This is a genomic window from Caballeronia sp. BCC1704, from assembly GCF_902833455.1.
Lineage (GTDB): Bacteria > Pseudomonadota > Gammaproteobacteria > Burkholderiales > Burkholderiaceae > Caballeronia.
On sequence record NZ_CADFFT010000003.1, the window covers coordinates 248,744 to 264,765 of the forward strand.

Consider the following 16,022-nt stretch of genomic DNA (forward strand, 5'->3'; position numbering starts at 1 on the left):
TCGACGAACGCGATGCGCCGGCCCCACAACCGGCGCATCGCGTTCTGCTTCGGAAGCTATCGGCCATGCTCATCGCCGGGTCGGTCACCGAATGACGGCCCGTCTTCATCCGTCCCGCGATGCGCCGGAAGAAGCTGCGGTCCGTGGCGCTGAGTGATCTCGAAGTCATACCAGCAGCCAGTGTGAGCGATGTTCCAAAATAGCGCGGCAGGCAATGGCCCGTTCGTGCTGATCGTCCACCTATTGCCCGCGCCGAGCGTCAAGGCTTCGAACGCGGCTGAACGACCGCCTCGATCACCTTTGATCGGTCCCATTCGCACATCGACATCGTGATGGTCCCAGTCGAGTTCATGGTCCGCGCTCCAGAAACGCTTGTCTGGCCACGAACCTACGGCAAAATGCGACATCTCTACTCAGCAGAAACACGACATTTGTATCTGCCGTGACAAAGCAGGCGCTGATGGGACCATATATGTCGCATTTGATGCAGACGCATCCTATGAAACTCACTCGTCCCATCGCGGAGCCGATACCATGCGAAAGGCACTTCGCGTATCCGCGGCATCAAGCAAAGCCAATGCGGCAGACTGCGTGATCGAGCGGTCGGGCCACGTTGCCGAATGCGAGTCCATGGCCACCTTCGATGTTGCGACTTCGAAGGATGCGGGCATGCATCTTCTGAAGTTAAATGCATGCGCGACAACAGGGATGGGTGAGCAGGGGGGTCAAGATGATCGGACGTATCGTTGTTTTGATGGCGGTGGCCGCGGCGCTGCTTGGCCTCGCGGTCTGCAACACGGTCGCAGGTGCCGGACGGGATATCACCGATTCCGCGCAAACCGTGAAGCGCGCGCTTTAATCGGGCAGCCATCAAGCATCACGATGATGGTTTCAAGCGGGAGCGCTATATTGACATTCACTGCACAAGGAAATGGAAATGGTCGGACGTTTCGTAACTTCACTAATTCTCGTCTTGGCGCTGGTCGGTTTATCCGGTTGTAACACGGTCGCTGGTTTCGGACGCGACATCACTGATTCCGCGAACGCCGTTAAGCGTGTCGTTTTTTGAATCTCTTGGGCATTGCTTCCTGACGGCAACGAGGTTGCCGGGGACGAGCGGACACGCGCGGTGCTCATGTGAACGGTCATCGACCGCTTGCGGCTTGGTCTCGATAGTCGAGTCAATACTCAAATCGCCCAGCCGGCGTCGTCCGTCGCAGCCGCGGCGGCCTGCGCCGCGGATAAGGCCGTATTCCAGCGGCTGGCCACGAGCCGTTTGCCGCTTACCGCGCCGGCGGCTTCCGAAGCCAGCCATAGCAGGGGCGGCACCATGACCTCCGGCTGGATCAGTTCCTGGCGCACGGCTGCTGGCACCCCGTCCGGAATCATGCCGGTGGCCGAGGCGCCGCCGGGCAGCAGTCCATTTACCGTAATTCCCGTGCCGGCCAGGTCTTGCGCCCAGATAATGGTCTCGGACTCGAGGGCCGCCTTTGATGGCCCATACGGCGAAAAGCCAGTGCGCCGCATGGTCTCCTGATTCATGGTGATGTTGACGATCCGGCCCCATCGTTGCGCGAGCAAGTGAGGCACCGCCGCCCGCGCCATCAAAAAGGGACCGTTGATGTTCGTGTCGACGATCATGCGCCAGACGTCCGGATTGACCGCCGCTTCCTTCCCTCAGCTTCAGTGTCCCGAAGATCAAAGGGCACAGACGGGCCGAGAACGCGTGTTGACCACTGTCTGTTTTCGGCTAGCGAAAACGCCAATGCCGCCTTCGGCGGTGGATTCGGAAAGCCGACTGCCGCATCTGGAGCCGCTCCGGTCAGACGGCCGTCTCTGAAGCGGTCAGTCAGTCGAATCGAGGTTTGCGAACGCAAGGGCTGTAAAGCGGCCGTTGGCGACCCTATCCAATCGGCCGGTCGGGGCGGTAACCGATACTCCGAGATTGACGCACGAGTGGCCGTTGTGCATGCCCGACAACTGGCCGGTGCCTTTCATGCGGTCGGCTACAGGCAGTTGTGAACGCTTGGACGCAGCACGCCCGAACGAGCCCGGGCGAAGCCATGCGAGCGATGATGTCTCCGGCTACCGCGCAGCCGTCGTTAATGCGGCCGTGACCAGCCGCTCCTGTTCGCGACGATGCGCCGACAACGAAGAATGCGCGCCCGCCGGAGTCGCGGTGCGGCAGACATCGCGCAAGGCGCAATTGGCCGGAAGCACGCGCTCTAGTTCATCGCGGACGAATCGCCATGCGCCCTGATTGGAGTCCTCTTCCTGCGCCCACACGACACTGCGCAAGTGGGTGAACCGGGCAAGCGCGCGCCTGAGCTGGTCGTGCGGGAACGGATAGAGCTGCTCGACGCGGATGATCGCCGTCGATTCGTCACGGGCGGCTTCGCGAGCGTCGCGCAATTCGTAGAAGAACTTGCCGCTGCAAAGCACGACGCGCTCGACAGCAGTTGCATCCGCGATGCGTTCGTCATCCAGCACGCACTGGAACGCGCCACCGACCATCTCGCGCAGCGGCGCATGGGACGCGACGTTACCGTAGAGCTTCGACTTCGGCGACATGACGATGAGCGGAGTCCGGCGCTCCGCCATCGCCTGCTGGCGAAGCAGATGAAACCATTGCGCCGAGGTCGAAGGCACGACGATCCGCATGTTTTCATCGGCGCAGAGCTGCAGGAAGCGGCCGAGATACCCGCTAGAGTGCTCGGGACCGACGCCCTCGTGACCATGCGGCAGCAATACCGCAAGCGCCGACTCATAGCCCCATTTGAACTCGCCGGCGGCGATGTACTGATCGATGAAGACCTGCGCGCCGTTGACGAAATCGCCGTATTGCGCTTCCCATAGGGTCATGGTCGCCTTCGTCTGCACACTGTAGCCGTACTCGAATCCAAGCACGGCCTCCTCGGTGAGCGGCGAGTTCACGATGTCGAACCGGCCTTGTTCCGCGGCGATCGCATTGAGCGGCACATGACGCTGGCCCGGCACCTCGCGCGCGCCCTGCGCATGCCAGACGGCGTGGCGATGCATGAACGTGCCGCGCCCCACGTCGAGACCCGATAGCCGGATGTCATGCCCTGTTTCGAGCAACGAGGCATACGCCATGTTTTCGGCGAAGCGCCAGTCGGCCGCACGGTTCTCGTCGGCGACGGTGTCTCGCCACTTCGCGAGCATCGAAGAAACAATCGGATGCAGCGGCACATTCTCCGGCACGCGCGTGATCGCGGCAGTGAGTGCCCGCAGCCGGCTCAACGACACTTGCGCGCCGGGCCGAACGGCCGGCTCGTTGGTCTCGTCGCTGGCGAGCGGCGCGGCGTTCGCAACGGCCGCATTCGATTCCAGCCTGCGCAGCGCATCGTCGCGCAAGGAAGGAAGCGCCGTGCCGCCACCGATCGCGATGTAATACCGCTCCGTCACGGTCGGATGCATGTCGATGGCCATCTGCAACAGAGGTTGCGTCACTTCCGGGACATCATGCTCGGAGTGCCCGAGCCGCCGATAGCCGATCAGGTCGATCACGACATCTGCCCCGTGCTCCTTGCGATAGTCATACGCAAGCCGTGCCGCGCGGACGACGTCCTCCGGATGATCGGCATTCACGCGCAACACGGGCGCATCGATCATGCGGGCGATATCGGTACAGTAAGCGTGGTCGCTTACGTTCATCCTGTTGGGCGTGGTGAAGCCGATCTGATTGTTCAGGATGACGTGAATGGTGCCGCGCAGATCATAGCCGTCCTTGCGCGTCATGTTCAGCGTTTCCATGACGACGCCCTGACCGGCGAAAGCGGCGTCTCCGTGAACCGCGACGGTCACGCAGTCTTCGCCCGGATGATCGTCCTGCCATGCACGCGCCATCCCGCTGACGACCGGATAAACGCTCTGCAAATGCGAAGGATTGTGCGCGAGCAGCACGGCGACGTCGCCATCGGATGTGCGCTTCGTGACCTCACCGCCTAAATGGTAGGGCAGGTCCGTTTCAGCGGCCGCGATATCCGATTCAGGATCGAGGCGATCCAGCATCCCTTTCGCGGAAAATCCCATGACATTGACGAGCGCGTTCAGGCGTCCGCGATGCGGCATGCCGAGAAACAACTGCTGCGTGCCATCGCTTGCGGCGCTAGCAATCAGCGCATCGAGAAGCGGCACGAAGCTCTCGCAGCCTTCGAGCGAGAAGCGCTTCGCATCTCCGTGACGCGCGGCGACGAGGCGTTCCCAAGCCTCCGCGTCGAGCAGACGCGCGAGCAGCGCCTCACGCTCTTGCTGCGTGGGCGCGGGGAGAGCCGCGTCGCGTTCCATGCGCTGAAACAGCCATGCACGACGTGCCTCGTTGCGCACGCCGCTGCAGTCGAGCGCCAGCGCGCCGCAGTAAGCAAGCCTGAGCTGTTCCTCGAGTTCGCCGACCGTCGCGGCCGGCGCGAACGGCGCGACGCCAGCGGTGATCGTCTGCGACGAGCCGAGCCCGTGATAAAGCGGCGACAGCTCCGGCGCGTGTCCCGGCGCGGAGAGTCCGAGGGGGTCCAGCGTCGCAACGAGATGGCCGTGATTGCGGTAAGCGTCGATCAGCGCCGCCGCCGCTTTCGCGGCAGCTTCAACGTCGCTCGAACGCGCGGCGGCGGGTTCGAGAACAACAGCTTCGTCGTTAGGGTTTTGATACATGCTAGGGGCGGGATATCGGATAACGGATTTTTGTGTTTCGCTGTTTTCCCCGCGCCCGGTCGAAACGCAGTTCCGGCGACGCTAGGGAAGAAGCGGTCGACAGACCGCGAGCCGGCTCGGGAAGCGCCCAGTTCTGCGCAGCCCTTCGGCTCGTTCGCGGGCCGGAATGCCGCTCCGGCCCGGTGCGTGACGGCACTACTACGATCAACTCGTTGCAAGCATCGGCATGGCGGATTCAGGCGCGGCGTCCGCATGGCTCGCTGCGCGCGCCACCTTCGGCGGCGTGGTGCCGTCGAGCTTGAAAGAGGCGACGAGGTGCGTCAGTTCAGCGGCCTGATCGCGCAGCGACTGCGCGGCGGCCGCGCTCTCTTCCACGAGCGCCGCGTTTTCCTGCGTGGCCTGGTCCATCTGCGTGACGGCTTGATTAATCTGCTCGATGCCGTCGCTCTGCTCGCGGCTCGACACGCTCATTTCGCCGACGATGCTCGTGACGCGCGAAATGCTGCTGAGCACTTCGCGAATGGTCTGCCCCGCTTCGCCGACGATCTGGCTGCCCGTATCCGCGAGGCCGACCGAGTTGTCGATGAGCGTCTTGATTTCCTTCGCAGCCACCGCGCTACGCTGGGCGAGGCTGCGCACTTCGCTCGCGACGACGGCGAAGCCGCGTCCGTGTTCACCGGCCCGCGCGGCTTCGACTGCGGCGTTGAGCGCGAGAATGTTCGTCTGGAACGCGATGCCTTCGATCACCGCGATGATGTTCACGATCTCGCGCGACGATGCGTTGATCGCACCCATCGTATCCACGACCCGGTTCACCGCTTCGCCGCCCCGGCCTGCAATGACAGAGGCATCCGACGCGACGCGGTTGGCTTCGAGCGCGTTGTCCGCGTTCTGCCGGACCGTGGAGGTGAGCTCTTCCATCGCGGCCGCGGTCTCTTCCAGCGCGCTCGCCTGCTGCTCGGTGCGGCTCGACAGGTCCATGTTGCCACTCGCGACTTCGTGCGACGCGTGCGTGATCGTTTGCGTCGCCATGCGCACATTGCCAACGATGCCGTGCAGGTTCTCGATCATTCGCTTCAGCGCGCCCTGCAGCCTGCCGATTTCGTCGCTCGACGCGACTTCGAGACGATGCGTCAGGTCGCCGTCCGCCACCGCTTCGGCCAGGACCACGGCTTGATGAATAGGCCGGGTAATGCTGCGCGTGATGACGATGCCCGTGCCGATCGCTGCCAGTATCGCGCCGAGCGAGAGCAGCACCATTTGTATGCGCGCGTCGCTGCCGTCCTGCGCGGCCTTCGTCACGGCTGCCTGCATCAGCGCGGCCTGATAGTCGACCATTTTGTCGACGAGCAGGTAGTAGTCATCCTGTTGACGTGCGAGATCGCCGAGGTAGAGCGCGCGGGCGTCCTGCTGCTGATTGCCTTTGACGAGGTCGAAGAATTGACGGACGCTCGCGCCATAAACCGTACGCGCGCCGATCTGCTCCTTGAAGAGCGCCTTTCCCTCATCGCTCGACAGAAGTTTCTCCAGCTTTGCATAGGCTTGTGCATTGGCGGTGCGGATCGCCACGTATTCGTCCATGAACTGCTTCGCTTGATCCTCCGAGGTGGCAAGCAGTAGCTTGCTCAATATGCCATTGGCCTTGTAGCCGTTGGACTTAATGGTGTTGCTCAGCGCAATCAGCGAATAATGTTCGCTGACGACGCTGTCCATCTTTTCGTTGCTTGCTTCAAGATGCTTGGTTCCGAGTGCCGCCGTGCCGATCATCAGCGCGACGACCACGCCGAACGCGCAGCCGAGGCGAACTCCGATCCTGAGGTTTGTGATACGCATTTCAATCGCTCCGTCTTTTCGACTGTGTCCGTTCGGGGACACCGACTTCGTCTTATCCCGGTACTCGTTGCAAGAAGCGGACGTGGACCCGGTGACAATGGACACAAAGAAAACCACCGGACGAACGTCCTTGGCGGCTGAAAGGTGATTAACGGCTTTTCGACGGAGGAATTAAGGGTTTATGAAATAAGTGCGCGCGCCGAATAGTAGAGACGCGTACTGTGCAGCCACGTCCGATTCTCGGCGCGATACGGCCATCTGAAGATCCGCGGGCCAGAGGGCCGCTGCGGGTCGCAATTGCCCATCCCGCCGCTCGAAGACGCCGTTTCGAAATCGCCTTACGGAGTGCGCCGGAAGTTGAGTCTCAGCGGATCCAGCGTCAGTCTCTAACCGGACCCGGCTGCGTAGAAGAGGCGGTGTCACAACGGAGAGCCGGGCCGGCAATTGCGTTTTTCGGCGTGTACTGCCGGAACTCTCGAAGGGTTCATCGCGGGGGCGCCGTAGTAGTTGGCGCAGCCGCCTATCCTCGCCGGTGCGCCTCCGCTCGGGTTGTTAGCCCTCAGGTCACCAGTCTTGATATCTGACGCGCAGTCGAGATCACCTGATTTGCCAAAGCCTCCGACCCCGCAGACCCGTGCGAAAACATCTGCGATGGCCCGGCCACGCTCAACGCCGCGAGCACGCGGCCATCGGCGGTCACGATCGGCGCGGCGCATGAATCGATGCCCGGTTCGAGGCCCGATCGGCTCCACGCACAGCCATCGGCCCTGATTCGCTGAAGCCGCGTCCGCAAGTCTGTGAACCGCGGCGCGTCCGGCTCCTGCCAGGACGATTCGCACATGCGCTCGACCTGCTCCTCATCCAGCAAGGCGAGCATCGCGAGACCCGGCGTCGCACGGTACGCAGGCAGACGGCTGCCTACGCGAATCTGGCTCACGAGCGGCGTATCCGGCGTTTCGGCCAGCCAGTAGACGATCTCGTGTCCCTCGCGCACCGCGAGATAGGCCGACATGCGCGTCGATGCCGCGAGACCCGGCAACACCTCCCGCGCCCGGGCGATGAGACTCGACGACCCGAGCGCAGCGGACGCCAGCGTCAAAAACGGTATCCCCAGGCGATGCCCGGCGGCATCGGCGACGAGCATGCCGGCTTGCTCGAGCACCGCGATCAGCCGCATCAGCGTCACGCGATTCACGCCGATGCGGCGCGCCGCCTCGCTGATGTTGCGCGTCGACCCGCCTTCGGCGATGAAGCGAAGCAAACGCAGCGATCGTTCGACTGAGCCCGATGTATCGGCCGGTCGTTCATGGGATGCGGTCATGGGTCGAGCAGGCTCATTGCCAGAAGAATGGACCGCATCATGCCAGAGGAACGGTCCAGGCATCGTAGCCATAGACCCAGTCGGCGTTGCCGCCTTCCTTGAGCCAGTTGTTGCCGCGCGAGCCGACCTGAATGCGGGCCGTGCGTTCGCGCCGCGCATTCTCATAGCGATGCAGCGCAGCGCCGAGCCCGGATGGCGACACGCCTTCGAGCGCGCGGGACAGCACGACGGCATCTTCGATCGCCATGCCCGCGCCCTGCGCCATGAAGGGCATCATCGGGTGGCAGGCGTCGCCGAGCAGCGTGAAGTTGCCGCGGCTCCACAGCGGCAACGGATCGCGCACATAGAGCGCGGACGCCAGCACGGTATCGCAGGCGGCGAGCAGGGCGCGGGCATCGGCGTGAAAGTGCCGGTAGGCGTCGCGCAGCGCGTCCGGATCGCCGGGCGCGGTCCACGATTCGTTGGTCCAGTCCGTCTGCGCCGTCGTGGCAAAGATGAATACGTCGCGCCCGCGATTCAGCGGAAACGTGACGATCTGCGATTCCGGCGTCGGGCCCCACCACTTCACGAAGGCACCCAGTTCGATACCGGCGAGCCGCGTCGCCGGCACCACCGCGCGATAGGAGACGATGCCCGTGAACTGCGGCCGATCTTCGCCGAAGACGAACTCGCGCACGCCGGAGTGAATGCCGTCCGCCCCGATCACGAGATCGAAGGCATGCACGCTGCCGTCGGCAAGTTTCACGGCGGCGCCCGCTTCGCGCTGCTCGAATCCCGTCACGCGACGCCCCAGCCGCAAATGCGCGGCCGGCACCGCCTGAACCAGCGCGTTGACCACGTCCGCGCGGTGCATCGTCAATTGCGGCGCGCCGTATTGGCGTTCGGCTTCGTCGGACATCGGCAGGCGGGACGTTTCCGCGCCCGTATCCCACATCCGGCTAATGCGCGCGGTCGGACGCGCCGCCGTTTCGCGAAGCAAATCGCCGATGCCCAGCCCGTCGAGGGCGCGCACGGCATTCGGCGTCAGGTTGATGTCCGCGCCGACGCGGCCGAATTGCCCGGCCTGCTCGAACACGGTCACTTCATGTCCCGCCCGGCTGATGGCGATAGCCGCCGCCAGCCCGCCGATTCCCCCGCCATTGATTCCGACCTTCAGCATCGCGACCCTCGCATTTGTTCAAAATTGAACAGATTGGAAAGAAAGTGAACGATGCGCAGCCTAGGGGTTTTTATTTTTGTCCGCAACGAATTTCGGAGCGCCGATGCTTGACTTATCCGCTTCTGGTGCAGGCGGGTTGTGGATGCACTGCGTACCGTCGGTGTTTTCCCTGAACATCTCGAAATGTTTTTTTTCTGATGAAGAGGCGGGCGTAGAATTCACCATATACGAATCGTTGTTCCTTATGCGGAACATGTGGCGGCGAAGTGCAGCAGCCACCATGACCGTTCAACCCCGCAAATGGCGATGCGAAATCCAATGGACATGAATGTCGAGGTAAACAGTGCAGGAAGCGCGGGCGTCGCCGCGTCTTCCGACCATGTAACGATGGGCGGCATCGTGGCACGCATGGAGCGGCTGCCCGGCAACGCGATGCAGGTGCGCGCGCGCGTGCTCATCGGCTGCGCGACGTTCTTCGACGGCTTCGACGTCATCGCCATTGCCGCGACGTTGCCGATGCTCATCGCGAAGTGGGGCTTGTCGCCGTCGCAGATCGCGTTTCTGATCGCGGCGGGTTCGGTCGGGCAATTAATCGGCGCGCTCGTTTTTCCCGCGCTCGCCGAGCGTTTTGGCCGCGTGAACACGATCGCGTGGAGTTCCGGGATCATCGGCATCACGAGTATCGCGTGCGGCTTCGCGCCTTCGTATGCGACCTTTGTCGCGTTGCGCGCGGCGCAGGGCATCGGTCTCGGCGGCGAGTTGCCCGTTGCGGCGGCGTATATCAGCGAGATCACGCGCGCCCACGGACGCGGACGCTTCGTGCTTCTGTACGAGATCATCTTTCCCATCGGCCTGCTCGTCTCGAACGCGCTCGGCGCCTGGCTCGTGCCGAAGCTCGGCTGGGAAGTCATTTACTTCGTGGGCGGCATTCCGCTGATCCTGTTCTTCACCCTGCGCCGCCTCGTGCCGGAATCGCCGCGCTGGCTCGGTCAACGTGGCCGCATGACGGAAGCCGCGCAATCACTCGCCGCGTTCGAAGCCAGCGTCAAAGGTCCGCTGCCGCCGCTGCCGCAAGGCGACGACATTCGTCTCGCGCAACTGTCGGTCAAGCATCCGAAGCGCACCGTGCGCGATCTCTTCGGCCCGCTGTATCTGAAACGCACGATCGCCGTCGCCATGCTGTGGATGACGTGCGGCGTGATCCAGTACGGCCTGCTGACCTGGCTGCCGACGATCTACAGGGCCGTCTACCACGCACCGCTGCAACTGGCGCTGAATCTGACGGTGGGCGCTTCGGTGCTCGGCGTGATCGGCTCGCTGGTGTGCGCGCTCGTCGTCGACAAGGTCGGACGCAAGCCGGTCATCAACGTATCGTTCGTGCTGTGCGCGCTCTCGCTGTTCTCGGCGGCGATCTTCCGCGACAGCTCCGTCTATGTGGTCGGCACCTTCTGCGCGTTGTCGTTCGGGCTGCTCGGCTGCGGCTTCATCACCGCCTACGTCTACACGCCCGAGCTGTATCCGACGAGCGTGCGCGCGCTCGGCTGCGGCGTCGGCAGCGCGTGGCTGAAGATCGCGGCGATCGCGGCACCTGCGCTCGTCTCGAAGACGATCACGACGAATATCGGCGTGGCGTTCTGGGCATTCGGCGCGGTGCTGTTGGTGGCCGCTATCGTCATCCATCTGCTCGGCGTTGAAACGAAGGGCCTCGTGCTCGAACAGCTCGAAAACTAGGAGTGCAACGGTGAGTTCAGACGCGACCCAGGATACGGTTCTCATCACCGTGTTTCTGCGACATGATCAGTCGAATAATCTGGATGCCATCCAGACGAAGCTGAAGGAAGCCGAGTGGTGGGACCGTTTTCCGCCGGAAGGCGTGAGAATCGTGTCGTGGACGGTGGCGATGGGCTTCGGACAGATCGTGACGCTGGAAGTGCCGCCGAAGCTGCTGCCCGCCGTGAACGTGGAACTCGAACGTTCGGCGTGGGGCGTGTTCAGCACGGAGTGTTACCCGACCTATGATTTTGTACCCGTGCGCGAACGCATTCGCGAACGGGTTCGTAATGGAGGCAAATGATGGATCGATATCTGGAGCCGCATCAGGCGCGGCAGCGTCCCCCGACGCAATATGAAAACCTGCTGGGCGATGCAATCGAGCGCGCGTTCGCGCAGGGCATCACCGTACTGCCGGAACTCGTTGCCTATCTGAACGAATTCGGACCTCGTGCGCAAAACGCCGACAACTGGACCGAAGACAACTTCCGTGCCGAAATGGCGCGGCTCGGACAGTAAAGGAAGACCGACATGAATACGGATCAGAAAGACGACATCGAAAGCACGCTGCAACGCGGCCTGCAGAACCTGTGGTATCCCATTTGCCCGTCATCGTTCGTGAAGCACGAGCCGGTATCGCTGCGCAGGCTCGGGCGCAAGCTCGTGTTCTGGCGCGATACCGACGGCACGCCGTATGCGCTCGAAGACCATTGTCCGCATCGCGGCGCGCCGCTCTCGCGCGGTGTCGTGCTGGGCGATCGCATTCAGTGCGGCTATCACGGCGTGCATGTGCGCTGCGATGGCGTCGTTACCTCGGTGCCGGGCAGTCCCGGCTGCAAGCTCGAAGGCTCCCGCGGCGCGCGCTCGTTCCATGTGCAGGAGCGCGCCGGCGCGCTGTGGCTGTACAACTCGGCGACCAACATCGACGAAGCGCCGCCCCTCGTGCTCCCCGAAGAACTGACGGGCGACGCGTTCTCGTCCTTCCTGTGCTACACGGAATGGAAGGGCGATTATCGCTACGTGCTCGACAACGTGATGGACCCGATGCACGGCGCGTACCTTCACAAGCAGTCGCACTCCATGTCAGAGGGCGACATCAGCGCGACCTTCACGATTCGCGATACGGATCGCGGTTTCGTCTTCGAGAAAGTGGGCCAGCGCGATGTGAACTTCGACTGGACCGAATGGGCCGATACGGGCACGCACTGGATGCGCCTCGAAATCCCGTATCCGAAGACGGGTGGTCCCGGCGGCAACTTCATCATTATCGGCAGCTATACGCCGATCGCGCCGAATCTCGCGGCCGTGTTCCACTGGCGTTGCCGCAAGGTCGAAGGCTGGCAGCGCGATACGTGGCGCTTCCTGTACCGCAACCGTCTCGAAGCGCGTCACTGGGCGGTGCTCGAACAGGATCGCGAGATCCTGGAGTTCATGGAACCGGATGCGAACAAGAACGAACATCTGTATCAGCACGATATGGGCATCGTGAGATTGCGGCGGCATCTGAAGAATCTCGCCAAGGCGCAGATCGAAGGCGAGGCGGCGCGATGACGACCGTTGCGCGCGTGCAGTGCGAGCAGGTTCCCGACGCGCCGCACGCGACATGGAGCAACGCGCTCGTCATCGGCAATGAGATCGTGATGTCGGGCATGACCGCGCATCCGGCAGGCCAGTTGTCTACTTACGATCAGACGATGCGCGTGCTGGAGAAGATTCGCGCGCTCGTCGAGACGGCGGGCGGCGACATCGGCTGCATTACGAAGCTCGTGGTCTATGTCACCGATATCGCCGACAAGACGGAAGTCGGACGCGCGCGCCAAGCGTTTTTCGACGAGCATGTGCAAGCCGGCGGCGTGTATCCGTGTTCGACGCTCGTCGAAGTATCAGGTCTCGTGTTTCCGGAACTGCGCGTGGAGATCGAAGCGTGCGCGCGGCTGGATATCGCGAGGCGCGCGGCCAAGTAGAGAGACGCAAAGATGAGCAATTCACCCAGCATGACAGCCCTCGTTCGCACGTTGCGTCACGAGGCGCCGGACATCATGAGTATCGAACTGGTGCCGCCGCGCGGCGAACGTTTTCCCGGCTTCGAACCGGGCGCGCATATTGACCTGCATCTCGCGAGCGGGCTCTTGCGCAGCTATTCGCTGCTCAATCCGTGCGGCGAGACGGACCGCTATGTGGTCGGCGTGCAGATCGACAAGAAAGGGCGGGGCGGTTCACGCTTCATCCACGACAACTTCCGCGTAGGCATGAGCGTGCAGTTGTCCGCGCCGCGCAACCTGTTTTCGCTCGATGAAAACGCCGGGCATAGCGTGCTGATCGCGGGCGGCATCGGCGTGACGCCGATTCTGTGCATGTACCGGCGGTTGATCGAACTCGGGCGGCCGGTGCAGATGCTGTACTGCGCGCGCAGTGCGGAACATGCGGCGTTCATCGACGAATTGCGCGCGCTCGGCGGCAAGCTGGACGTGCATTTCGACGATGAGAACGACCGCCGCCCCGCCGATCTGAAAGCGTACCTGTCGCAGGTTCCCGCCGATGCCCATGTGTACTGCTGCGGCCCCGCGCCCATGCTCGACGCCTTCGATGCAGCGTGCGAAGCGGTCGGCATCGCGAACCGCCATATCGAGCGGTTCCAGGCGGTCCCGCAGGCCGCGCCTGCCGTGAATCACGGCTACAGCGTGGAACTGGCGCGCAGCAAGAAGCTGATCGACGTGGCGCCCGGCGCGACCTTGCTCGACTCATTGCTCGAAGCGGGCGTGGAAGTCGAGCATAGCTGCATGGAAGGCATTTGCGGTTCGTGCGAAACGCGCGTGCTGGGCGGCTGCCCGGACCATCGCGATTCCGTGCTGAGTGCATCCGAACGCGCGACGAATCAGGTCATGATGGTATGCGTCTCGGGTTGCAAGGGCGAGAAGCTCGTCCTCGATCTTTGACGCGCCGGCTCGCGCCGCGGAGCAAGGAAAACACCGGATCCGGCTTCGCGGCACGCTATCATCGCTAATCTTCCCTACTGCGATTTTGCCGATCATGGCGCGAGCAACCACGACACGCACGACGAAGCCGTCCAAGGCGGACACCGCCCGCGATACACAAGAACACGACGCGCCGGGGGTGGAATCCGCAACCGCATCTGACGACGATCCGGCCGCCGGCTCCGGCTATTCCGTGCCGGGGCTCGAGCGCGGCCTGCGCATTCTCGCGGAGTTTTCATCGCACGAGCCGGTGCTGGGCGCGCCGGAGTTGTCACGGCGCATCGGCATTCCGCGCACGACGACCTTTCGCCTGTTGCAAACGCTCGAATCGCTCGGCTTTCTGGAGCGCGCGGCGGACGAGCGCAGCTATCGGCTGGGCGTCGCGGTGTTGCGGCTCGGCTTCGAATATCTGAGTTCGCTGGAACTCACCGATTTCGGCCAGCCGATCCTCGACCGTCTGCGCGACGATACCGGCCTGAGCGCCCATTTGCTGATTCGCGATGAGCGCGATGTCGTGTTCGTCGCGCGCGCGCAAACGCGCGATCCCATGTTCAGTTCCGTCAAGGTACACGTCGGCACGCGTCTGCCCGCGCATGCGACCGTGCACGGACACGTTCTCATGGGCGATCTGACGCCCGCCGACTTGCGTCGTCTCTATCCCGAACGTCAGTTGGAGCGTTTCACCGAGCGCACGCCCGCGACCGTCGATGAGCTGTATCAGCGGATTCGCGCCACCGCGGCTCAGGGTTACGCGGTAAGCGAAGCATCGTTCGAACGCGGCATTTCCGCGATCAGCGCGCCGGTGCGCGATCAGACCGGACGCATCGTGGCGGCGCTGACGGTGACGGTGCCGCGCTCCGATATCAGCGAAGACGAACGCGCGCCGCTCGTGGCGCGGGCATGCCAGGCCGCACTCGATCTGTCGGCGCGGCTCAACTATCGACCGCGCGTGGGCGATCCGACGCTGTCGTACGCAAACGCCTGACGCAAGTCAAACGCGGCGGTGCGTTGCACACCGCCGCGCTGCATCGGCCGACAGTCAGAACGAGTGATGCATGCCGGTGAGCACGACCGTCTGATTGCGCCCACTCGACACGCCCGCCGTGAAGAACGCGGCTTTCGCGTTGTCGTTCGCGTGCTCGAACAGCACGTTCACGTAGATCTGCGTGCTCTTCGAGAGCGCATAGATATCGCCGATCTCAACCTGCGTCCAGCGGCGGCCCGAGAGCGTGGTCGTCGAAGCGCCGCCCGACACGCTGTTGGCCGGCGTGAACTGATAATTCGCGCCTGCGTCGTAGCTTTGATAGAGGTCCGAGAAGCCGTTCGACTTCAACTTCACCCGCGTGTAAAGCCCGTGCAGTTGCAGCTTGCCGATCTGATATGAAAGCCCCGCGCCCATGTTTTCGACGTTATCGGCCGCATACGTTGCGGCAGGCTGACCCTGGAAAGTCGTGATGCCCGTCGTCACGATCGACGGCGTGCGGTTGCGCTCGTTCGAATACACGGCGCCCGCCTTGAACGGTCCCTGCGCATACGTGACCGTGAAGCCGTAGTTGCGGCCCGTCGCGAAGTTCGTCGTGTTGCCCAAGCCCATCATCGCGCCGACGGTGAAGCCGTAGTAATCCACCGAGCGGAACTTGACCGAATTGTCGAAGGGCACGATGCCCGTATCCGCGAGTTCGTCGATGTTGCCGGGATGGAACGCGAACCAGCTCGCCGCCTGATACGCGGTGCTGAACGGCCCGAGCACGTCGAAATTGAACGGCGTCTGATGACCGAGCGAAATCAGCCCGATCTTGTCCTGGCTAATGCCGACATACGCTTGCCGGTTGAATAGCGTCCCCGCCTTCGCGAAGTTGCCGGTGTTCGTGTAGAAGCCGTTTTCCAGCTTGAAGACCGCGTGCAGGCCGCCGCCGAGATCCTCAGTGCCGAAGAGGCCCCAGCGGTCGGGCTGCATGTTGCCTTGCTCTTCCATCCACTTGGAATGTCCGCCGACGTTGCTGACATAAGCGATGCCCGCGTCGAGGCTGCCGTATAGCGTGACGCTGCTCTGCGCCGCCGCCGTCGAACTGATCACGATACCTGCCGCGCCGGCGGCAATGATGCGTTTCACCGTTGGTACTCCTGATGTGTGGTTATCCAGTCGCTTCTGTTTCATCGTGCGCATGCTCGGCGCCGCTCTCCTACGTTCCATGTACGGAACAACGTATCGCCTATGGAAAAGTATAGTGACTGTCCAAAATCGACAAAATAACTTTCTAGTTCGGGCTTACCCGAAGTGGACACCGGCTTTTTG

The 16,022-nt window shown here is 63.1% G+C and carries 13 protein-coding genes and 1 pseudogene; 8 read left to right on the top strand and 6 right to left on the bottom strand.

Features of this window, described 5'->3' with window-relative positions; translation table 11 throughout:
* Nucleotides 1-730: 730 nt before the first annotated feature.
* Entirely contained in the window at nt 731-859 is a 129-nt protein-coding gene (locus HWX53_RS27935; protein ID WP_279612500.1) for a hypothetical protein, read from the top strand.
* Nucleotides 860-1,188: 329 nt separating this feature from the next.
* Here HWX53_RS27935 and HWX53_RS16785 read toward each other — a convergent pair.
* From HWX53_RS16785 to HWX53_RS16805, 5 genes and pseudogenes are all read right to left on the bottom strand, one after another.
* A pseudogene (locus HWX53_RS16785) lies at nt 1,189-1,653 on the bottom strand (SDR family oxidoreductase); the annotation flags it as partial.
* Between the two features lie 432 nt (nt 1,654-2,085).
* The gene (locus HWX53_RS16790; RefSeq protein WP_175942877.1) at nt 2,086-4,668 is read right to left on the bottom strand and encodes a 2-oxoglutarate dehydrogenase E1 component; all 2,583 of its coding nucleotides are present in this window, start codon (nt 4,666-4,668) and stop codon (nt 2,086-2,088) included.
* A 204-nt stretch (nt 4,669-4,872) separates the two neighbouring features.
* Nucleotides 4,873-6,501: a methyl-accepting chemotaxis protein gene (locus HWX53_RS16795; RefSeq protein WP_175942879.1), complete on the bottom strand. Its 1,629-nt coding sequence runs from the start codon at nt 6,499-6,501 to the stop codon at nt 4,873-4,875.
* A 559-nt stretch (nt 6,502-7,060) separates the two neighbouring features.
* Nucleotides 7,061-7,822 (bottom strand): IclR family transcriptional regulator, encoded by a 762-nt coding sequence (locus HWX53_RS16800; RefSeq protein ID WP_175942881.1) that lies wholly within the window; start codon nt 7,820-7,822, stop codon nt 7,061-7,063.
* A gap of 37 nt (nt 7,823-7,859) precedes the next feature.
* Complete coding sequence (locus HWX53_RS16805; protein WP_175942883.1) at nt 7,860-8,981, bottom strand: FAD-dependent monooxygenase; 1,122 nt, start codon at nt 8,979-8,981, stop codon at nt 7,860-7,862.
* 387 nt (nt 8,982-9,368) lie between these two features.
* On the opposite strand from HWX53_RS16805, the gene HWX53_RS16810 reads away from it, so the two are divergent.
* From HWX53_RS16810 to HWX53_RS16840, 7 genes are all read left to right on the top strand, one after another.
* Nucleotides 9,369-10,712, top strand: a complete 1,344-nt coding sequence (locus HWX53_RS16810) for an MFS transporter (protein ID WP_244140193.1) — start codon at nt 9,369-9,371, stop codon at nt 10,710-10,712.
* A gap of 10 nt (nt 10,713-10,722) precedes the next feature.
* Nucleotides 10,723-11,055 carry a hypothetical protein gene (locus tag HWX53_RS16815; protein ID WP_175942886.1) on the top strand — a complete coding sequence of 111 codons (333 nt, stop codon included), beginning with the start codon at nt 10,723-10,725 and terminating at the stop codon, nt 11,053-11,055.
* Nucleotides 11,052-11,270, top strand: a complete 219-nt coding sequence (locus tag HWX53_RS16820; protein WP_175942888.1) for a recombinase-like helix-turn-helix domain-containing protein — start codon at nt 11,052-11,054, stop codon at nt 11,268-11,270. The genes HWX53_RS16815 and HWX53_RS16820 overlap by 4 nt, the downstream gene beginning before the upstream one ends.
* A 12-nt stretch (nt 11,271-11,282) precedes the next feature.
* Nucleotides 11,283-12,302, top strand: a complete 1,020-nt coding sequence (locus HWX53_RS16825; RefSeq protein ID WP_175942890.1) for an aromatic ring-hydroxylating dioxygenase subunit alpha — start codon at nt 11,283-11,285, stop codon at nt 12,300-12,302.
* Complete coding sequence (locus tag HWX53_RS16830; protein ID WP_175942892.1) at nt 12,299-12,715, top strand: RidA family protein; 417 nt, start codon at nt 12,299-12,301, stop codon at nt 12,713-12,715. The genes HWX53_RS16825 and HWX53_RS16830 overlap by 4 nt, the downstream gene beginning before the upstream one ends.
* Before the next feature lie 12 nt (nt 12,716-12,727).
* Complete coding sequence (locus HWX53_RS16835) at nt 12,728-13,687, top strand: PDR/VanB family oxidoreductase (protein WP_175942893.1); 960 nt, start codon at nt 12,728-12,730, stop codon at nt 13,685-13,687.
* A 94-nt stretch (nt 13,688-13,781) separates the two neighbouring features.
* On the top strand, nt 13,782-14,711 hold the full coding sequence (locus tag HWX53_RS16840) for an IclR family transcriptional regulator (protein WP_175942895.1): 930 nt from the start codon (nt 13,782-13,784) through the stop codon (nt 14,709-14,711).
* A 54-nt stretch (nt 14,712-14,765) separates the two neighbouring features.
* Here the strand turns inward: HWX53_RS16840 and HWX53_RS16845 are convergent, their stop codons facing one another.
* Nucleotides 14,766-15,839 carry a porin gene (locus tag HWX53_RS16845; protein WP_244140158.1) on the bottom strand — a complete coding sequence of 358 codons (1,074 nt, stop codon included), beginning with the start codon at nt 15,837-15,839 and terminating at the stop codon, nt 14,766-14,768.
* Between the last annotated feature and the right edge of the window lie 183 nt (nt 15,840-16,022).